20 protein-coding genes are annotated in these 19,833 nt (G+C 60.8%); 3 read left to right on the top strand and 17 right to left on the bottom strand.

Features of this window, described 5'->3' with window-relative positions:
• Window positions 1-25: 25 nt before the first annotated feature.
• The 5 genes from QTA58_RS12235 to QTA58_RS12215 form a co-directional block, all read right to left on the bottom strand.
• A complete protein-coding gene (locus tag QTA58_RS12235; RefSeq protein WP_289669023.1) occupies window positions 26-1,024 on the bottom strand; it encodes an ABC transporter permease in 999 nt (332 codons plus the stop codon).
• 113 nt (window positions 1,025-1,137) lie between these two features.
• Window positions 1,138-2,616, bottom strand: coding sequence for an aldehyde dehydrogenase family protein (locus QTA58_RS12230; RefSeq protein ID WP_289669022.1), 1,479 nt, complete (start codon window positions 2,614-2,616; stop codon window positions 1,138-1,140).
• Between the two features lie 11 nt (window positions 2,617-2,627).
• Window positions 2,628-4,133, bottom strand: a complete 1,506-nt coding sequence (locus QTA58_RS12225; RefSeq protein ID WP_289669021.1) for a sugar ABC transporter ATP-binding protein — start codon at window positions 4,131-4,133, stop codon at window positions 2,628-2,630.
• A 14-nt stretch (window positions 4,134-4,147) separates the two neighbouring features.
• On the bottom strand, window positions 4,148-4,939 hold the full coding sequence (locus QTA58_RS12220; protein ID WP_289669020.1) for a 3-ketoacyl-ACP reductase: 792 nt from the start codon (window positions 4,937-4,939) through the stop codon (window positions 4,148-4,150).
• The gene (locus QTA58_RS12215) at window positions 4,936-6,120 is read right to left on the bottom strand and encodes a CaiB/BaiF CoA-transferase family protein (protein WP_289669019.1); all 1,185 of its coding nucleotides are present in this window, start codon (window positions 6,118-6,120) and stop codon (window positions 4,936-4,938) included. Before QTA58_RS12215 ends, QTA58_RS12220 begins: the two co-directional genes overlap by 4 nt.
• A gap of 196 nt (window positions 6,121-6,316) precedes the next feature.
• Between QTA58_RS12215 and QTA58_RS12210 the strand changes: the two genes are divergently transcribed.
• Entirely contained in the window at window positions 6,317-7,273 is a 957-nt protein-coding gene (locus tag QTA58_RS12210; protein ID WP_289669018.1) for a dihydrodipicolinate synthase family protein, read from the top strand.
• Between the two features lie 149 nt (window positions 7,274-7,422).
• On the opposite strand, the gene QTA58_RS12205 is transcribed toward QTA58_RS12210, so the two are convergent.
• The 7 genes from QTA58_RS12205 to QTA58_RS12175 form a co-directional block, all read right to left on the bottom strand.
• Window positions 7,423-8,283 (bottom strand): SDR family oxidoreductase, encoded by an 861-nt coding sequence (locus QTA58_RS12205; RefSeq protein ID WP_289669017.1) that lies wholly within the window; start codon window positions 8,281-8,283, stop codon window positions 7,423-7,425.
• Between the two features lie 43 nt (window positions 8,284-8,326).
• Window positions 8,327-8,632: a putative quinol monooxygenase gene (locus QTA58_RS12200; protein ID WP_085420717.1), complete on the bottom strand. Its 306-nt coding sequence runs from the start codon at window positions 8,630-8,632 to the stop codon at window positions 8,327-8,329.
• A 4-nt stretch (window positions 8,633-8,636) separates the two neighbouring features.
• Window positions 8,637-9,542 carry an HAD family hydrolase gene (locus tag QTA58_RS12195; RefSeq protein WP_289669016.1) on the bottom strand — a complete coding sequence of 302 codons (906 nt, stop codon included), beginning with the start codon at window positions 9,540-9,542 and terminating at the stop codon, window positions 8,637-8,639.
• The gene (locus tag QTA58_RS12190) at window positions 9,539-11,077 is read right to left on the bottom strand and encodes an aminoglycoside phosphotransferase family protein (protein WP_289669015.1); all 1,539 of its coding nucleotides are present in this window, start codon (window positions 11,075-11,077) and stop codon (window positions 9,539-9,541) included. The genes QTA58_RS12195 and QTA58_RS12190 overlap by 4 nt, the downstream gene beginning before the upstream one ends.
• Before the next feature lie 467 nt (window positions 11,078-11,544).
• Window positions 11,545-12,387, bottom strand: coding sequence for a DUF3313 domain-containing protein (locus QTA58_RS12185; protein WP_289669014.1), 843 nt, complete (start codon window positions 12,385-12,387; stop codon window positions 11,545-11,547).
• 95 nt (window positions 12,388-12,482) lie between these two features.
• Entirely contained in the window at window positions 12,483-13,772 is a 1,290-nt protein-coding gene (locus tag QTA58_RS12180) for a HAMP domain-containing sensor histidine kinase (RefSeq protein WP_289669013.1), read from the bottom strand.
• A 1-nt stretch (window position 13,773) separates the two neighbouring features.
• Window positions 13,774-14,460: a response regulator gene (locus tag QTA58_RS12175; RefSeq protein ID WP_085420722.1), complete on the bottom strand. Its 687-nt coding sequence runs from the start codon at window positions 14,458-14,460 to the stop codon at window positions 13,774-13,776.
• Between the two features lie 264 nt (window positions 14,461-14,724).
• Here QTA58_RS12175 and QTA58_RS12170 point away from each other — a divergent pair, with 264 nt between their 5' ends.
• Together QTA58_RS12170 and QTA58_RS12165 are read left to right on the top strand one after the other, a co-directional pair.
• Window positions 14,725-15,210 carry a hypothetical protein gene (locus tag QTA58_RS12170; RefSeq protein WP_289669012.1) on the top strand — a complete coding sequence of 162 codons (486 nt, stop codon included), beginning with the start codon at window positions 14,725-14,727 and terminating at the stop codon, window positions 15,208-15,210.
• A 40-nt stretch (window positions 15,211-15,250) separates the two neighbouring features.
• Entirely contained in the window at window positions 15,251-15,934 is a 684-nt protein-coding gene (locus QTA58_RS12165; protein WP_289673148.1) for an isoprenylcysteine carboxylmethyltransferase family protein, read from the top strand.
• A gap of 43 nt (window positions 15,935-15,977) precedes the next feature.
• Here the strand turns inward: QTA58_RS12165 and QTA58_RS12160 are convergent, their stop codons facing one another.
• From QTA58_RS12160 to QTA58_RS12140, 5 genes are read right to left on the bottom strand one after another with little or no spacing between them, the layout of a single operon-like run.
• On the bottom strand, window positions 15,978-16,823 hold the full coding sequence (locus QTA58_RS12160; RefSeq protein ID WP_289669011.1) for an amino acid ABC transporter ATP-binding protein: 846 nt from the start codon (window positions 16,821-16,823) through the stop codon (window positions 15,978-15,980).
• On the bottom strand, window positions 16,820-17,473 hold the full coding sequence (locus QTA58_RS12155) for an ABC transporter permease subunit (RefSeq protein WP_289669010.1): 654 nt from the start codon (window positions 17,471-17,473) through the stop codon (window positions 16,820-16,822). The genes QTA58_RS12160 and QTA58_RS12155 overlap by 4 nt, the downstream gene beginning before the upstream one ends.
• A complete protein-coding gene (locus tag QTA58_RS12150; RefSeq protein WP_289669009.1) occupies window positions 17,470-18,237 on the bottom strand; it encodes an AroM family protein in 768 nt (255 codons plus the stop codon). Before QTA58_RS12150 ends, QTA58_RS12155 begins: the two co-directional genes overlap by 4 nt.
• Entirely contained in the window at window positions 18,234-18,914 is a 681-nt protein-coding gene (locus tag QTA58_RS12145) for an amino acid ABC transporter permease (protein ID WP_289669008.1), read from the bottom strand. Before QTA58_RS12145 ends, QTA58_RS12150 begins: the two co-directional genes overlap by 4 nt.
• The gene (locus QTA58_RS12140; protein WP_234810910.1) at window positions 18,896-19,690 is read right to left on the bottom strand and encodes a transporter substrate-binding domain-containing protein; all 795 of its coding nucleotides are present in this window, start codon (window positions 19,688-19,690) and stop codon (window positions 18,896-18,898) included. The genes QTA58_RS12145 and QTA58_RS12140 overlap by 19 nt, the downstream gene beginning before the upstream one ends.
• Window positions 19,691-19,833 lie beyond the last annotated feature (143 nt).

The raw sequence follows: 19,833 nt of genomic DNA, 5'->3' as shown, positions 1-19,833 counted from the left end.
ACATCGAAAACTGTTTTGCCGCCTCTCATCTGCGCCGGCGCAAGACTTCCAGCGACACGGCCACGATGATGATGGCGCCCTTGACGATCTGCTGGGTGAAGGGAGAGATGCCGACGAGGTTCATCATGTTGGCAAGAACCGCAAGAATGCAGGCGCCGATCGTTGTTCCGACGACGCCGCCGACACCACCGAATAGGCTGGCGCCGCCGATGACGACGATCGCAATGGCTTCGAGTTCCAGACCGGTGCCCGCGGTCGGTTCGCCGACCGTCAGCCGCGATACGAAAATCAGGGCCGTCAGGCCGGCCAACAGACCTGAAATCGTATAGACGCCGAGCTTGGTGGCGGGCACATTGATGCCCGAAAGGCGTGCTGCCTCGGCGTTGGAACCGACGGCATAGATATGGCGGCCGAAGTCCGTATAGTGCAGGACCAGAAACGACAGGGCGGCAACCGCAAGGAAGATCCAGACCGCAACCGGCATGCCCGCCATGTTCGCGCCGCCGATCCAGCTGAAATTGTTTGCCGTCGATGTCACGTCGATCGGGCGGCCGTCGGCAAGGGTCAGGGCGAAGCCGCGCAGCATCACCATGGCGCCGAGCGTCATGATGAAGGGCGGAATCTGCAACAGAGTGATGCCGAGGCCGTTGATGAGTCCGAAGGCCGTGCCGGCGGCAAGCCCGGCGAGGATGACCACGGGCACCGGCACGCCGATATTCAGCAGCATGGCGGTTGAAACCGAAACCACCGCGACGATCGAGCCGACCGAAAGATCGATGCCGGCGGTCAGAATCACGAAGGTCAGGCCGATGCTGACGATGCCGTAAAGTGCGACCTGCCGCAGGACGTTGATGAGGTTATAGGGGCTGAGGAACGCATCCGAAATCAGCGCCGAGATGACCACCAGAACGATCAATGCCATGAGGAGGCCGCTGATTGCGGCTCTCCGCATCAGGAACTGCAGAATACCCTGCGATGTGCCGAATGTCTTGGCGCCGTCGTGATCCTGAAATTGCATCGCCATGATCTTGTTTCCTCCACTGACTGTCTGCGCCCGATGTGCCTGCGCCGGTGTTTGGTGAGCCAATCCACTGCCGGCGCCTCGCGGAGCCGGTTTGATACGCGATCTGCGTTGTTTCACGTCGGCGCGGAAAAGGACGAGAGATAGGGTGCCGTCGATAGGATGACGGTCTTCACATCGGTGAAATCGTCATAACCGGCATTGCCGAGCTCGCGTCCGAAACCGGATGCCTTGACGCCGCCGAAAGGCAGCTGCGGGGCGCCATCGAGCGTCGTATTGACCCAGACGAGACCGCTCCTGAGCTGACGGCTCGCCGTCATCGCGGTGGCAAGGTTGGTCGTCCAGATCGTATTGGCCAGTCCGTATTGCGTCTGGTTGGCGAGCGCGATCGCCTCTTCGCTCGTGCGAAACCGCGTGACGCTGAGCACGGGCCCGAAGATTTCCTCGGCAAAAAGCGCATGATCGGGCTGGATATCGGCAAAGATGGTCGGCGATACGAAATTGTCGGACAGCCCGGCACCGGGCGCGATACGATCGCCCCCCGCGATCAGACGCTGACCGTCCCGCTTTGCTCTTTCGATATAGCCGAGCACTTTTTGCGTATGCGCAGCACTGATCATCGCGCCGAGATCGGTTGCGGCCAGCTGCGGGTCGCCGATCGTCAGAGCTTCGGCACGTGCAATCAGGCGCTTTAGAAACATCTCGGCAATCCCGTCCGCCACGAGCAGGCGCGAACCGGCAACGCAGCACTGCCCCTGGAACGCAAAGATCGCCTGCAGCGTGCCCTCCAAGGCGCTGTCGAGATCGGCGTCGGCACAAACGATGTTTGCGGATTTGCCGCCGAGCTCAACCGTCACCCTTTTCACCGTGTCCGCGCTTCGCCGGATAATGTGTCGCCCGACCGTCGTCGAACCGGTGAAGCTGATCATGTCGACACCCGGATGTGTCGTCAGCGCTTCCCCGGCTTCGCTTCCCCGGCCGGTCACGATATTCAGAACGCCCGGCGGCAGTCCGGCGCTCGCGGCAAGACGGGCAACTTCAAGAGCCGAGCCGCTCGTCATTTCTGACGGTTTGACGACGACGGTACAGCCGCTGGCGAGCGCGAACGGCACTTTCTTGGCGAAGATCTCGATCGGGAAATTCCAAGGAACGATGACACCGACGACGCCGACCGGCTGGCGAAGCACGAGCCCCGTCTTTTGCGCCGGCAGGTTGGAATAGGCTTCTCCGTGGGACTGCGCCGCCATGCCGGCGGCATGACGAAAGAATGCGCTGGCAGCACCGACATCACCTTTGACGAACCGTCGCGCCTTGCCGACTTCTTCGATCTCGATATCGATCAATCGCTCGGCATTGGCCGTAATCAGATCGGCGATCCGATAGAGAATGTCGGCACGCTCCTGAGCCGGCATGCGCGGCCATGGGCCTTCGTCGAAAGCCTTGCGGGCCGCCGCAACGGCGATATCCATGTCGGCCTGGCCGCCCTGTGCATAGCGTGCCACAAGCGCGTCATTGGCAGGGTTGCTCCGATCGACCGTCTGCCGGCTGGCCGGGCGATGCCAATGATTGGCGATGAAATGGGCATACTCTCTCATGCTTTTTTCCTTCAATCGGTCGCAGCATGCATAATGCGTTCTTCGCTCATCTCGCCCCGCATCAGTTCGCCGGTGATCCGCCCGGCACGCATGACGAGGGTGCGGTCACAAAGGCCGATAACCTCCGGCAGTTCGGAAGAGACGATGATGATGGCGAGGCCCTGGCGATCGGCCAGATCGACGAGAAGCTGATAAATTTCACGCCGCGCACCGATATCGACGCCGCGTGTCGGCTCGTCGATCAGCAGCACCTTGCAGCCGGCGTTCAGAAGTTTGGCGAGCACGCATTTTTGCTGGTTGCCGCCGCTCAGATTCCCGATGGTTTCGCGCGGGCCCGGGGTCTTGACGCGCAACTGGTCGATATAGGCCTTTGCCATGCGGGTCTCGGCGCGACGCGACAAGAACCCGCGGCGGCGAATGGCTCCCAATCCGGCGATCGCGATGTTGAAGGCCAGATCCTGTTCGATGAACAGTCCCTGATGGCGGCGGTCTTCGGGTAGAAGACCTATTCCGTGGGCCAGAGCCTGTTTAGGGGAGGTCGGCATGCTGTTCAGATCGCCGCAGGTAAAACTTTTGCTTTTTGCCCCATCGACACCGCAGAGCGCTCTCAGCAGTTCGGTGCGACCGGATCCCGCAAGTCCACAGACGCCCAGGATCTCTCCCTGCCGAACTGTCAGGGAAGTATCCTTCAGCCATGGGTTGGTCAGATTTTGCACGCTAAGAGCCGGAGGGCCGATCCGCGGCTGCCGATCCGGATAGACGCTCGACATTTCGCGGCCGACCATCATCTTGACAAGCTTGTCCTTGGTCAGATCACCGGTCTTGGCTATCGCGACACACCGGCCATCGCGCAGCACGACGGTCCGGTGCGAAATCGCGAAAATTTCTTCGAGGCGATGGGAAATATAGATGAAACTGACACCTTCCTCGGCCAGTTTCGCGATGATCCCGAACAGGCTCTGCAACTCGCTGTCGCCCAACACCGCCGACGGCTCGTCGAGCACGACGATCCTGGCATCGCGCGACATGGCTTTGGCGATTTCGACGATCTGTCGGTGAGCAACGCTCAGATCGCCCACTTTGGCGTCCGATGCGATGTCGAAGCCCAGTCGCGCGATGGCTCTTCTTGCCCCTGCGTGGGCGGCATTCCAGTCGATCAGGCCCGAGCGCGTCTTCGGCAGACGGCCGAGATAGATGTTTTCCGCAACGGTGAGGTCATTGGCCAGAAGCAGTTCCTGATAGATGACGGCAACGCCGAGATCGAGGATTTGCTGCGGGTTGGCGCGCGCCAGCATCTTTCCGAAAAGCTCGATCTTGCCGCCGTCGCATTGATAGGCGCCGGACAGGATCTTCATCAAGGTGGATTTGCCGGCGCCGTTTTCGCCGACGAGGGCAACGACTTCTCCGGCCTGCAGATCGAAGCTGACCTGATCGAGCGCGACGACGCCGCGAAACCGCTTGGTGATGTTCTCCATGCGAAGAGCGAGCGGCCTTTTGTCTGTCACGTGAACGTTCATGGCAATATCCATCCTCATAGGCGCCTGATATGCATGCCGCCGTCGACGTTGATGATTTCTCCGCTGGCGTAAGGGATTGCACCCGTTGCCAGGGCTGCGACGGCGCGCCCGACATCGTCTGGTTCGCCCCAGCGTTTGAACAGGGTGTTTTCGGCGATATAGTTCGCGTATTTTTCGCGCACCATCGCAGTCATGTCGGTCGCCATCAGCCCCGGACGGATCTCGTAGACCTGGATGTTGTGGTCGCCGAGTTCGAGCGCGAAGAGCGCCGTCATCATCGACAGTGCCGATTTGGCGAGGCAATAGGCCGCCTTGTCGGTCGAGGCGAGGCTTGCATTGGACGAGGTGATCGAAATGATCGAGCGCCGATCACGGCCGTCATTGGCCCGCATCCACCGCGCGATCTCCTGCGTGAGGAAAAAAGTCCCGCGCAGATTGATATTGACGACGCGGTCGAACTCTTCCGCGCCGACCTCGAGCAGGCCGATGCGGCGCGGCACCTGTATGCCGGCATTGTTGACCAGGCAGTCGATCCGTCCAAAGCTTGCCGCCGCCGCGCGGACAAAAGCGGCATGCCCGTCTATGTCGCCGATGTCATGGCGAAGAAAGCGTGCCGATACACCAAAGGCGCCGAGGGCTTTGATGGTCGCATAGGTTTCCTCGTCCTCAACGACATCGTTGAGAACGATATCGAACCCGGCCTGTGCCAGGCTGAGGGCGATGCCGCGACCCAAACCGCGGCGGCCTCCCGTCACGAGAGCGACAGGTCGATCGGACGGCACCGGTGGAAGGGTGGTCTCGCTCATGCCACGGCACCACGATCGAGAAGGGCCGCGATCTCCTGCGCACCGAAGCCGCTGCCGGTCAGAATGGAAACCGTATCCTGGCCCGGTCTTTCGGCAATATGTCGGAGGCCGGGGACCGCTCCGTCGTAACGGTTCGGGTGATTGACCAGTATCGCGCTTTGTCCACTGACCGTTACATTCGCAAATACCTGGTTGTGCTGTGCCTGCGGGTCGCGTGCCAGCTCCGAATAGTTGGTGACCGGGGCAAACCAGACCTTGTGCCTCGAAAGCGCCGTTTCAGCTTCGGACAATGTAAGGCGTGCCAGTCGCGCTGCGACATCCGCCGCCACCCGGTCCCGTTCCAGATAGGCGTCCAGCGTATCGTCCTTCGCAAGCTCGGACGGACCGAGAGCTTCGTCGAGAAGGCCAAGCGCATTCAGGGACATGGCGATATGGCGGCCGTCGGCGGTCTCGTAAATTCCATAGGGCGCTTCGTGGAACCAGGTGGCGAGATGGCCGTCGCGCTTGAAAACCTCAGGCGTCTTGGCGCCGTTCAGGTAGTTCGTAATGGCTTCCGCCTGCAGATCGATACCCGCGTTGAAGAGGCTCGATTCGACCCTCGTTCCCCGGCCGGTTCGCAGCTTGCGAATGATGGCCCCGCCAATTCCAAGCGCAAAAAGGGCGGCCCCGTGCTGATCGACGATCGCGCAGCCGGCGGCAGCCGGCAGGATGCCGGGAGCCTGGCCCGCCGTCGCGGCCACCAATCCGGTGCGAGCCTGAATGAGGAGATCCTGACCCGGCAATTCGGCATAGGGGCCATCCGCGCCGTACCCGCTTGCCGATGCGAAAATGATATCCGGCTTGGCTTCCTGAAGGGCCTCGTAGCCGAGGCCGAGACGATCGAGCGTGCCTGGCCGGAAATTTTCCATGACGACATCGGCGGTCGAAACCAGACGCAGAAACGCAGCCCGCCCTTCCGGCGATTTCAAATTGATGCAGATCGATCGCTTGTTCTTGTTGGCGCAGAGATAAAAGCCTGAGACCTCTCCGACAAAAACCTTGGCACCGGACCAGCGTCTTTCATAGGCGCCGCCGATCGGCTCGACCTTGATGACTTCCGCTCCCATGTCGGCGAGATATTGGGCAGCCGCCGGCCCCTGAAGATAATGGCAAAGACTGATGATGCGTATGCCGCTGAGCATTCTTGAGACCCCTCCCTGGCCCGATGTGCTTTTAGTTATGAAATCCATTTCATAATGTTTGATCATCGTCAATTAGGTTGTTGACATTTTTTCTTCAAAATCGGCATAATTATCGAGAAATCCATGGCGCATTGCAAAAAGATTTGTGCACGTGCGTAGAAAATAAAGAAAACGATTTCATAAATTGGAGGTATAAATGCCAGTCGAGTTTCAGGGGCGGGGTGTCATTCCGGCCTGCCTTATGCCCGCCACCGCGTCGCGGGAAATCGATCGGGACAGTTACAGGCGTCATCTCGGCGATCTTGCCGATGTGGTCGGCTTGTCGGGGATCGTCGTCAACGGCCATGCCGCCGAAGCCCATGCATTGGCGACCGGCGAACAGATTTGGGGGATTGAGACGGCCGCCGAGACGGTCGGCGATCGTTTGCCCGTCATCGCCGGTATTTATTACGAGGGGACGCGACTTGCCAGCCAGATGGCAAGGTCGGCCGAAAAGGCCGGCGCCCATGCGCTTTTGATCTTTCCCCCCAATTCCCTGATGTTTGGAGGCAACGAACGTCCATCGCTCGGAGCTCAATATGTCAAGGATATCGCCGCCGTGACATCTCTTCCCCTGGTGGTCTTCCAATATCCGCGCGCCACGTCCTTATCCTATGCGCTCGACACGCTTGTCTCGCTCTGTGAGGCGGTCGAGACGATCGTGGCAATCAAGGATCTTTGCGCGGACCCGCGCCTCCACGAGCGGACGATCACCGCTCTGCACGGACTATCGCGCCCCGTCCATGTGCTGACAAGCCAGTCGCAATGGCTCGGCGCGTCGCTGTCGATGGGTGCGCGAGGCATCATATCCGGTGCAGGAAGTGTGATTGCCGACCGGCAGCGGGCGCTGTTCGATACCTTTGCCAGGGAGGATTCGACCTTGGAAGAACGGCGGGCTCTGATGCAGACGATCGGCCTGTTCGTCGATGCGCTTTACCGGCCGCCCTATGTCAACTGGCAGGCCCGGATGAAACGCATCCTCTATGAATTCGGCCGGTTGGAAAGCCCCAACGTGTTTGCGCCGCTGCAGGAAATCGACACGGTTGAATGGATGGAAACGGCACGTCTGATTTCGCAGGCGGGACTGTCGCGCGACAATCTCTATTCGATGTGAGCATGCGCTTGCGGGGCAGCCCAGCCGATATCAGGCAGAACCTGCCGGCTCGGCTGCATCTCCAGGATGCCGATCCACGAACCGGATTGCGCGACATTAAAGGGCAAACGGCGGGAGCTCGGTGACGGGCCGACGCAGTGGTCGTCGGCTCAATCCACCGGCGGCGATGTCCGGATACCGATCGGGATCATGGGAGGCTGGGGAACTGCGTCGAAACAGCCCGGCATCGACTGATCATAGTCGATGATCGAGCCTGTCATCATGCCCGACTCAGACGAACACAAGAAGGCGACGGTGCGCGCCACCTCGCCCATGTCGAGCATGCGTCCGATCGGAAGCCTTGCTTCCGCAGCCTCCCGCCAGCCGTCCTGGACACCGTGCCAGCGTCGCATCGTCTCCTCTTCGCCTGGACTATACATCCAGCCGATGCACAGGCCGTTGACGCGCAAGCCATAACGAAGCACGGAAAAACCGGTATTGCGCGTCAGCGTGACGAGCGCCCCCTTCGATGCGGAATAGGCCGAGAGGAAGGACTGGCCGCCGTGCCCGCTCATCGAGATGACGTTCAAGACGCTGCCCGCGACACCGTCGCGGATCATCATGGCGAGGGAGTTCTGCATGATGAAGAACGGTGCTTTGACATTGGTGTCGAATATCCGGTCGAAAGTTGCCGCATCGGTGTCGAGGATCGTCCCGCGCTCCGTGTTTCCGGCCGCATTGACGAGAATATCGACACGGCCGAATTCGGCGTCGCATGTGTCGGTAATCGCCTTGAGCTGGGCCGTGTCGCTCAGATCCGCAGGCACGAACACGGTGCGGCATCCGAGAGCCTGAAACCGGGCTGCAACACTCTCGCCGCGCTCCCGGTTTCGGCCGGTCACGACCAGGTTCGTCAAGCCGCGCTGTACGAGCGTCTCGGCGATTTTTTCGCCCAGCCCCTGCGTCGATCCGGTGATGATGGCTGTCTTGCCGAGGAAGGAAGACAGCGAATGTGCATCTGCTTCTGACATCTTATCGCCCCGGATACGGTGTTTCGGACAAGCGTTCTGGGCTTCAGGCCGGATCGCCGGACTTGGTGGCGATGTCATAGGTCTTCACGTCACGCCGTATCTCCGGCAGCGAAGCGAGCGTCGCCTTGAAGACGCGGTAGTGATCCGATGACTTGTGGGCCTCGACCGCTCCGTTGCTGTCCCATTCTTCAAAAAAGTTGAGGGTGAAGGGTGAACGGAGATCCTCCGCAAACCGGTAGGTGATGCACCCTTCCTCGTCAGCTGACAGGGTGGTGACCACCCTTGCCGCTGCCTTGAGCGCCGCGAAGTTTTCTTCCTTGCATGTCATCGTTCCCGATATGACGATCATTGTTCTACGCCCCCTCGGACGAACTGTTGGAGAAGCAGGTACTGGCCCGCAGAGCCGCAGGCCGGTCGGCCATCCTTGGGAAACCCTCGGTCTTTGCAATCACGGCGGCAATGAAATGGTGAACGGCATCCTCGTCATTCGTCCCGATGATTGCATCGGCCGCTGCCTTGAGCCTGTCCGATGCATTTCCCATCGCCGCGCCAAATCCACAAACCGAAAACAGATGCAGGTCGTTGTCGCCATCGCCGAAGGCGATAAGATCGGAAGGATCCCAGCCGCCCATCGACCCGGCAGCACGCAGCGCAGTTCCTTTCGTGACGTTTTCGGCGGTTATTTCCAGATAGTCTGACTTGGAGCGATTGGCGACGATCGGCCATGCCTGGGCAGACAGCCAGCTTTCCAGCTCGCCGAGATCCTCACTTGGGCCGACGACCATGATCTTTTGTATCTTGGAAAGCATGCCGACGTGGCTTGCGAGCAAAGGTGCAAAACCGACGACGGCGGTTTCGAATTCGACATTGTCGGTATGGCGGGTCACGTACCAATCAAAATCGCTGTAATAGTGTGCCGTCAGCGAAGGGTAACGGTCCATCTGGCCGGCGAATGCGACGATGCAACTGTCGAGCATGGCGCTCGATTGGGTGACTTCCCCGGAGGTGTGAACGACGAGCGCACCGTTCAAAGCCACCATCGGGCCTGACAGACCAATCCGCCTGGCGAGCCCGAGCACGGAACGCGGGGGGCGTGCGCTGACGAGGATGACCTTGACACCGTCATTATAGGCTGTCTGCAGCGTTTGGTGCACAGCCTGCGACAACTGATGGTCGCTGCGCAGCAACGTCCCGTCGATATCGATCGCAAAACCGCCAAAGGCGATCGGCGAGATCTCGTTCCTTTGTTCCAGGCTCATCCGACATTCCTCCATTCCTTTTCGAAAACAGGTCTGTTTCCGAGGGGAGCATCATTGCGCAGCTCCGGAATATCCAGCTGCGCGCACAGCTCGTTGAGCAGCATGACCCCTGTCGCATAGAGCAGGATCGCCTTGCTCTCGCGACCGTCGCCGACAAGATGGAAAGGCATCATGGTGCAGAAATGGATCGCCTCGGCGAACAAGGTCCGGATCTCGGCGAGCGGATCGCCGGTAAGGGCGACGTAGTAATCGCGGGCCCATCGATCCAGGCTGTTGAACAGGTCGAGAACAGGTGAAGGTTCGTAGGAAAACTGCATGATGACTTCGCCGGCCGCTGCCGACCAGTGGAGCGTAAACAGGCTCTGATGGATGAAATCATATTTGCCGTTGACGCTGTGGCTGACCTTCCCGAGGTCGTAATAGATGTCGCAACTGTCATAGCCTCTGGGATCGACGAGGCGAAAGCTTTCCCCGTTGGGGTCCACCATGATGTTTTCGAAGTGAAGATCACCATGGATATAGGCAGAGACGAACGCTGGTCCGACCTGGGCGCGGGCTTTCTGCGACTGCTCGAATTTCGCTAAGAGTTCGGGGACGTTTCGATATTCCTTTCCGTTGATCCACAGGCGTCGCGCATCGACGATTTTTGCAAAGACAGGCGCACGCTCCAGCGTGCGCCGAAGCCGGTGCCAGGCGCGCTGAAAGTGAATCTGATCGAGATAGTCCTGCGGGGCCTGCTGTTTGTGGGGCGCATAAGCCTTCGCATGGATCGCGCCGAGGATCGTCTCCAGGCGCCGGGTCGCGCCATCGAGGCCGACGTCATCGGCAAAAAAGTGTTGGCGCAGCGTTTTCAGGGGCAGGAATTCCTCCTCCATGAACACCAGCTCTTCGGTATCGCCATGCAGGATCACCGCAGGATAGAGAGAGGCGAGGTCGGCCGGAAGATGTCGGAGGAACCGGATCTCGTCCCTTAGTTTCCGGCGCCCCAAATTGCGCGCTTCCTTCCGGAACCGCGTAACGACGTTGGAGCGCGCATAGGATCCGCCTTTGACGTGCGGCTCGCCAGTCGAGGCATGATCGGTCGTGTCACTGTGTCGTGCGGCATGATCTGCGGCAATCGTCCTGACGACGTCAAAGACATGCGTCTCCGGCGAGACAAGCAGCGCTTGGCGGAATTCGGATGCTTTTTCCCCCCGCATGAGGGCAATCCGCCTGGTGTCCGGACTCATGCTGCTTGGCCCGTTTCCGGCATGCTGCAGCAGGTCATTTGCCGGGGGGAGCGACAGAACGGTTGCGTCGGCCCTGGCGCCGAGTAGAAATTCGAGGAGTTCCTCGTCGAGAAGCGCTGCCGCTTCGACCAGGAGGAGATCCATCTGGCTGTCGCTCGGCTTGGCAAAAGCCTGCTTCCAGTCATCGATGGATGTTGGCAGCCTCTTGACCTCCTCGATGCCAAAGCGATTGAAGAGACTGCGCATCGTATCGGAAGCTGGTGACGGCTGCTCAGGATTATTCTGCAGAACGATCGCGGTAATCATAACGCATCTCCGTTTTGGACCTGATCATGGAACACTTGGCGATAGGCATCATGCTGCGCCATCTATAATTGCAGCGGCTAGGGCAGTTTCAAGTAATTTTGTGCGATGCAAAATAAACAAACGTCACGCCCGTGGATTGATAGGGGTAATTTATCTAAATTTTTGAAATACAACCATAAATAACAAATGCTGCAGTGAACAATAAGCTGCTGAAAAGTAGCATTTCTTAAAGCTTCTTTAGGATCTTCATATAAGAGAGAAGTTGTTCCGCTCCGTTTTGTGGGCGCTGCAGCATTGGCCCCAGCGTCGGATCGTTTCATGGGAGACAAGGATGCCGCGCTTCAGGAGCGTTTCCCCGAAACCGCCGCCGCCACCAATCTTGGATGTGCCTTCCCGTTGATGTCATTTCTTCACGAGATGTTCGAAATGCGGCAGAACGCTGCTTCCCGCGACATATATCCCTGTCGCTATCGAGAGGTTGCGGCGCCCTTGTCGGTCCAGGCGGGAGGCAGGCCGAACCGGGCGGCGACGAGCCCCGGAATGCCGGGGGCCGTTCCGAACGCCTTGCAGGCATCGTATTTCGGATCGCCACCGAGCGAGGCCCGCAATCTCTGCATCGATGGTATCGCCGGCATTCCCTTGAACGGGTCCTTGCCCGTGACCAGCATGCGACTGAAATCCGTGGCGAAGGCCGACGACAGGGAATACGCGTCCCCGACAGCCGACACCCGAGCCCTGGTCGTGATCATGTTGGCACCGCGCGACCAGAGCAACGCTGCCCTCTGAGAACCATTCCCGTCGATGGCTTCGGCCTCGATGGCGAGACCGCCGAGGCCGATCGGAAGGCGCGGGATCGGAATCCCGAGCGCTGCTGAAGCACCGAACGAAGCGACGGTGGACGTCGCCGCAACCGAGCGGTTCGTCGCAACGATGTTGGTCACCGTCGCGCGGACGGTGAGGTCCGCCGGCTGGCTCGTCGCAACGATCTTGAAGCGGTCGCTGAGACCGGTGCAGAGCGCCCGGTCGATCGCGTTGGTGACGAGTGCCAGCTCGCCGGGATCGAAGCCACGGCTGTAGATCAGCGCTGATGTCGGTACGATGCGCACCGTCTGTGCGGCAAGCACCGGCGGCGAATCCACACGCAATTTTGCTCGCGTGAGGGTGCCGCCCGATGGGTTCATTCCGTCGTAGGAAGAAAGGGATGTACCTTCTGACAAGGGCACGCTTGCGCAGCCGGACAAGCATGAAAGCAGGACCACGCCGAACGCTGGCCACCGCAGCATTTCAAGCCGTCGCAACATCGAGATCATTGTCAAACCGTCCGAACCGGGATCATCGGTTCAGGCACTACCAGCTCCAGCGTTAACCGCGGTAAAGACAATGTAAAGTTCGGTAAAGGCTGTGGTCAGCCCCAATCTCTCGCGGGGTTGAACATCGCCGGCTGCCGCGGAATCTCCAGCATTATGGCCAAGCCGCCGGCATCCGGCAGCGACGCATGGACCCGCCCGCCATGGCACTCGATGGCCTGTCTGGCGATCGCCAGGCCAAGACCGTACCCCCCTCTCGGTGCCGCGTCGGTGCCCCGGGAGAATGGCTGGAAAATCCGTTCGAGTTCGTCTCGCCTGACGCCCGGCCCCTGATCCGCGACGCATACCTTGAGGAGACGGTCCGTCGTCTCGCATCGCACGACGATTTTCGAATGCTCGGCGGTATATTTGACCGCGTTGCGAATGACGTTTTCCAGCGCCCGGTAGATCAGCTCGCCTTCGACCTCGGCAAGGAAGCTGTCGTCAACGCTGGCGGTAATCGAAACCGCGCGTGCCTGGGCTTCGAACGCTGCGTCGCCGAGGATTTCGTTCAGGAGATCGATGACATCAAGCGTCTGTGTCTTCAACGAGAGACGGGAACCGGCTGTCAGCCTGGCAAGCGTCAGCGCTTCGCCGACCAGCACGTCGAGCCGTTCGATCTCCCGGTCCATGCGATCCAGCATGGTATCGAGTTTCGCCGGGTTCTGCCGAAGGACACCGCCAACGGCCTGCAGGCGCGACAGCGGGGAGCGCAATTCATGGGAGATGTCGTGGAAAAGTCTCCGTTGCGCCTGCTGCAACTCCTGCAGCCGCGCGGCGCTGGAATCGAAATCGTGCGCGAGTGCGGAGACCTCGTCCTTCCGCCCGGCCATCATGTGCCCGATGCGGGCGTCGAAACGACCGTGCGCAAGCGCGCTCAGGCCGTCACGAAGGTGCACGACCGGGCGAATGAGATATCGGGCAAGCGCGGCCGCCGATATCGCGCTCGAAATCAGGATACCGAGCCCCGGCACGAACGGGCCGAGCGTATCGAGAATGGCGCTGTATGGCCGGGGCACGGAGATCCGGTAGCAAACCCCGTCCTTCAGAACGGTCCTTGTCTCCGCCGTGCTGCCGTCGACGCAAATACCGGGCTCCGCGATCCTCGCGATCGTAAGCCCGACCGGCACCGTCTCCTCGCTTGTCCGGGCAAAGCGCCGAGCGGCATCTTCACCGTCCGTGACAAGCAGGTTTTCAGCCAGTTCGAGGACGACTTCCCGTTTCTGACGTTCCAGTCTCGAAGCGGAAGGAAGCGTCTCGAAGAAGTTGAGCGTCAGGATTATGATCACAACGGACGCGGCGAGCGTCAGCCAAATGATCAGGAAGAACTTCTTGAACAGCCGGGGCATGTCAATCCAAAAGCAGTTGATAGCCCTGGCCGCGGACAGACTTTATGCGTGACTGTCCGTCGTGCCTGAGGCCGAGCTTCTGACGCACGCTGCTGATATGCACGTCGATGCGGCGATCAAACGCGGTCAGCGGCTTTCCAAAAGCCCTTTTCGAGATATCCTGCTTCGATACCAGCTGGCCGGCATTGCGGGCGAGAACCTCGAGCAGGCTGAACTCCGTGCCGGTAAGCTCCAGCGGCCGCCCCTCCCATTCGGCCGTTCTGCTGCCTGGATGAACGACCAGCCGCCCGGCTCTCAGCGTGTCGGTGGCCACATCGGCCGCAGGCCGGTTCGCACGGCGAAGGATCGCGCGCACCCTCGCCGCGATCACTCCTGGAGAACAGGGTTTCGTCACGTAATCGTCGGCGCCGAGGTCGAGGCCGGATATCCGGTCGATATCATCGCCTCTCGCCGTCAGCATCAGCACGGAAACCTGACTGAGCTTTCTGATTCTTTGCAGGACCTCGATCCCGTTCATCCGGGGCATCATGATATCGAGCACGATCAGGTCCACCGCGTTTCGCGCGGCCGCGGCAATCGCTGTGCCGCCGTCCGTGCCTCTCGCGACGTCATACCCTTCTTCGACCAGGTATTCCTGCAGCAGCGCCGTCAATTCGGTATCGTCGTCGATGAGGAGGATCTTGTTCATTGCACTCCATCCGTCATTCATGCCGGCCACCCATGAGGAACAAACGCGCAGGGACGGCGGGACTTTATCGAGCTTAACACGATTTGACTGCCACCCCGCCACTGATGAACGGGCGACGCCGATCGTGTTCGGCCACCGCGAAGATCTGCCGTCCCGGATATCGCATCGCAACGTAGAGCGTTCGTAATCCGATAACGGGAGTCGCGGCAACAAGATAGGGAACATGAGCCTCCAAGGCTTGACGCTTGCAATGAGCCCTCGGTTTTGTATATTCGGAATATGCCGAATATACAAAACGAAACCGACAGGGATGAGCAGCGGTTCGTAGAGGACGTGGCACGGCTGCTCGCGCCCTGGGGCGTGCCGCTCGCCGCCGCCCGTCTCTATGGCTATTTGCTTCTCTGCCCTCGCCCTGTCAGCCTCGATCAGATCACCGAAAAGCTGGAGATCAGCAAGAGCAGCGCCAGCGTAGCCGCTCGGCTGTTGGAGAGTTACACGCTGGCGCGTCGTCATAGCGAACCTGGAACCAAACGCGCGCTTTATGCAGTGGCGGACGACTACGAAGCCATGATTCGGCAGCAGAATCGTCTGCTCGACGCATTGGCCGGGCAGTTGAACGCCGGAACTGAACTGGCTGTGCCCAAGGCGGTAAGCGAGCGTCTCGGTGAGATGGCCGATTTCTATCGGATAACGCGAGATGCCATGGAGGATGCCGTGAGCCGCTGGAAGCGTGGCCGACGACGGCAATGAGCCCCGCAGCGGCGCTGACGGTGCGGAGGAAAGGCAGAAAATGGGTCTCTTTCTAAATCTCATCGCTCAGACGATCGTCTGGTTCGGTTTCATGGGCGCGATCATCTTTGTTGCCGCAGGCACGACGGATTACGCTGGCGGGTGGCTTTATCTCGGAATGATGGCCACGCTCTCGGTCGTATTCGGGACAATCATGGCGCGCGTCGATCCTGGCCTGCTCAGGGAGCGCCTTAAACCGCCCGTGCAGAAAGATCAGCCGCTCGCGGACAAGCTGCTTCTCGTCACAATCCTGCTCCTCATGTTGGGAGGAATGGGCTTCATGGCGGCGGATGCGGCGCGCTGGCACTGGTCGGCAATGCCATCTTCCGTGCAGTGGGCGGGCTGCGGGCTGCTTCTCGCGGCGCTTTTGTTCATTTACTGGATCATGCGAACGAACAGCTTTGCAGCGCCGGTTGTGAAAATACAAAAGGACCGCGGGCAGGCGGTCATCACAACAGGCCCTTATGCCATCGTCCGCCACCCGATGTATTTGGGCGCGCTCTTCTATATCGCCGGGACATCGCTCGTACTCGGCTCGTGGTGGGGACTTGCGGCGGTCCCCCTCCTCGCCCTCCTCCTTGGCATGCGGATCGGCATCGAGGAGCAGGCGCTGCGCACGGGTCTCGAGGGCTATGATGAATACGCGCACCATGTGCGTCGGCGTCTGATTCCGTTCATCTGGTGAGACGGCCATCCTGGATCGCAAGGCCCCGCCCCGACAGCCGTTTTTATTTTCGCGATGCCGAGCCGGTCTGAGGCCGGCGGCGGAAAAAGCTCTGGACGCGTTCGGGAGCATCGTCCGAGAACATCGTCTCCGGCGAACCCTGGGACACGATCCGTCCGGCCTCCATGAAAACGATGTCGTCGGCCACCGTCCGGGCAAAACCTGTTTCATGGGTTACGACCAGCATGGTCATTCCGGCCTTGGCCAGCTCCTGCATCACCGCCAGAACCTCGCGCGAGAGTTCGGGATCGAGCGCCGATGTCGCCTCGTCGAAGAGCATGACTTTCGGCTGCATGGCGAGGGCACGCGCGATGGCGACCCGCTGCTGCTGGCCGCCGGAAAGCTGCGAGGGTAACGCATTTTCCCGATGCGAAAGCCCGACTCTGGCGAGAAGCGCACTCGCCCTTTCCTGCGCTTCGGCGCGGCTGCAAAGCCCGGCGGAAACCGGAGCAAAGGCGACATTGGCAAGCGCGCTCAGGTTGGCGAACAGATTGAACCGCTGGAAAACCATTCCCGTACGCCGGCGATGGCCCCGCAGAACACGTTCGCTGGCCGGATAGAGCCGCCCGCCGCGTTCCTCGCGACCGACCAGTTCGCCATCCACCCAAACCTCCCCGGCCACCGGCGTTGCGAGATAGTTGACGCAGCGCAGCAGGGTGGTCTTTCCCGAGCCGCTCGGCCCGACCAGAGCCGTCGTCGTCCCTTCGCGCACGGCAAGGTCGATGCCTTTGAGAATGTCGTGAGCACCATATGAAAGATGCAGGTCGCGCAGCTCGACGGCAATTCCCGGATCGGGCCTCTGCGGCCAGGAGCGTGGCCGCGGGCGGGTATGGATCTCCGGCGCGCTCATGCTGCGGCTGCCTTGCGCGTCAGCTGCTTTTCAAGCGCTATCAGGGCGATATTGATGACCGCGTAGATACCGCCGGCGATCGCCACCATCAGCAACGGGCTGGCTCCCGAATAGATATAGGCGCTGGCCGTGCTCATGATCTCGCTGACGGAAATCGCCGATGCGAGTGAGGTTTCCTTGAAAAGCACGGTCGTACGGCCGACGAATGGTCCCGCCGCGATACGGATGACCTGCGGCACGACCACGCCTGTTGCAAAGGGCAAAGGCGGTATGCCCAGCGCCCTCGCCGCCTCGAACTGGCCGCGCGGAACGCCTTCGTAGCTGGCCCGGAAGATCTCGAAATAATAGGCCGTCGCAAAGAATACGAAAGCGATGATCGCCGCCGTCATGGGGCTGATGGCGCGGCCCATCATGGTCGAGCCGTAAAAGGCCAGAAACAGCAGGATGAGCGGCGGCGTGGTCTGCGCCAGCCAGCTATAGGTACGCACCAGAAGGCCGACTGACCTGTGGGCGCAGATATCGACGACGCATAGCAACGCCCCCAGAATTGTGGACAGGACACAGCTCGTCGCCAGCAGGATGAACGCGTTGAGCAATGCCTGGCCGAAGACCGGGAATCCGTCGGAGATGGCTGTCATGAAGGTACTCATGGTCTTCTCTCCGCGTCTGTGGCGGGAAGAAGATTGAGCGCCATGCCGACGGAGGCCGATGCGGCAGTTATGACCGGAACACCAAGACGTGCCGACAGGGCATCTCCCCCACCGACGGCGGCGCCATAGGCCCAGACCAGCACGATATCCGGAGAGAGCATCGTGAGTTCCGCACCCGCGGCATCGATATCGCCTCCGTGACCGCAGAAAACCAGGTCGAGACTGCGCGCCCAGGGCTTTGCCGCCCAGCCCGCTTTCTGCTGATCGCGCTGTCTGTCGCCATAGACCAGCATGGCGACCTTCGCCGATGGCCTGGTCATCGAAAGAGCGTGGGCATAGGACGACAGGGCGAGCGGCGGAAAGATCACCGGTCTTGTCGAAGCGAAACTGCCCTCGGGAAACTCCTCCGCGGCGCAAACGATTGTCAGATCGACATTTTCGTCGGTTTCGAGTTCCCGGATCGATGCCTGAACCGGCCCGATGAAGCTGTCGCGGTCGAACCATTTGGCCGTCCAGCCCGCGCCGAGCGGCCCTCGGGCGCCGTTTTCGCGTATATTCGAGCGGATGGCGGGAGCGCCGTCGCGTGCCGACATCGCATCCAGCTTGTCCGGCCCCAGCCCTTCAAGGGCATGACGCCAGACGATCCCGATATCCCGGCCGGCTTTTGCCAGCAGCTCTCTGTGAAACGTGTCGAGGTCGGGCCTAGGCCCCTGCCCGAGGCTGATGAATCCGATGCGTGGTTTTGAGCGGTTTGCGGTCGTCACGGATGGCTCCACCGGCGTGCCGAGACGCGCGCCGCAAGGGCAAGCACGCTGCCGAGCAGGATGTAGATAGCCGCCGTCGACAGCAGTATCTCGAAGGGGCGATAGGTCTCGGAAACGATCTCGTTGGCGATCGCCGTCAGTTCGGGAATGGTGATGATGGAGGCGACGGACGTTCCCTTCAGGACAAGCGTGGCATTGGAGAGCCATGTCGGGACGATGACGCGCAGGGCCTGCGGATAGATCACGCGACCCCAGATCAGCCATGCGGGCAGACCGAGCGCGCCGGCCGCTTCATATTGCCCGCTGTCGACGGATTTGAGCCCGGCCCGGAGGATTTCCATCGTATAGGCGACCGCCGAAAGCGTCAGCCCGACCAGCGCCGTAGCGAGAGCGGGCAGGACTATCCCGATCTGCGGCAGGCCGTAATAGACCAGGAACAGGATCACCAGGGTCGGGATCGAGCGCATCAACGTGCTGGCTGCGGCGAGACCCCGCGACAGCGGCGTTTCGCGCCGCAGCCCGCTGACGGCCAGGGGAATGGCGATCAGGGTCGACAGAACCAGGGTGGCGAGGGTCAGCCAGGCCGTCGTCCAGGCTGCCCGCAACAATGCGGGCAGGTTCTCCATAAGAAACGCGAGATCCATCGCCGCCGACCGGATCAGTTGCCGCCGATCCACTCTTTCTCCAGCGCGGCAAGTTCGCCGCTATCCTTCAGGCGCTTCAGCTCCGTATTGACCGCCTCGAGCAGTTCCGGCTGGCTGCGGCTGACGATCAGCGCATGCGTATAGGGCGATACGCCGTCGACCGTGAAGCCGGGTTTGAGCACCTTCAGCGCTGCGTCTTCCTTCACGTGCTGGCTCGCGGTCACGTAATTGATCGCGATTGCATCGATGCGGCCGTTCTTGAGATCGAGAATCTCCTCGGCAATGCCGGGATAGGTCGTGATGGTGATATCGGATCCGAAAATGTCGGCGAGCAGCTTGTTCTCCTGACCGCCGCGAACCGCACCCACCGTCTTGCCCTTCGCGTCCGCAACGGTCGTGATCGTCGTTCCGGCCTTGACCAGCAGCGTCGAGAAATTCTCGATCGTCGGTTCGGTCATGTAGAGATCGGGCGATGCGAGACGCTGGGGCGTGCGCGCGGTGGCCGAGCAGATCATGTCGAAACGGCCGGCCTTCAGGCCGGGGATGGTCGCCGAAAAATCCACGCGCACGAATTCGGTTTTCAGTTCCAGCCCTTCGGCGATCCTGCGGCAAAGCTCTACATCGAAGCCCGTCAGCTTGCCGTCGGTGCCGACGGTGGTCATCGGCGGAGCGTTGCCGGTCGTGGCGATGGTGATGGTGCCGGATGTGGCCAGCTTTTCCGCATAGGACGGTCCGGCGGCATGTGCAGGCGCCACGGCGAATGCGCAAAGCATGAAAGGAACGGCGAAGCCGGGCATTCTCAGGTTCATGACGAGTTTCCCTCTGATTGTCGTTGAGGAGCCAGCATTATCCTTGCGACCGCCATGCGGAAATCGACCGGCGCTGTTTGCTCACGGGCGCGATTGGACCGCAGGCAGCCCCGCCCCGTCCAATATTTTCCTTCTATATTTTC

The organism is Neorhizobium sp. CSC1952 (genome assembly GCF_030378245.1).
Lineage (GTDB): Bacteria > Pseudomonadota > Alphaproteobacteria > Rhizobiales > Rhizobiaceae > Neorhizobium > Neorhizobium oryzae_A.
The sequence above is the reverse complement of the archived record's forward strand: the minus strand, read 5'-3'. Positions and strand labels throughout refer to the sequence as shown.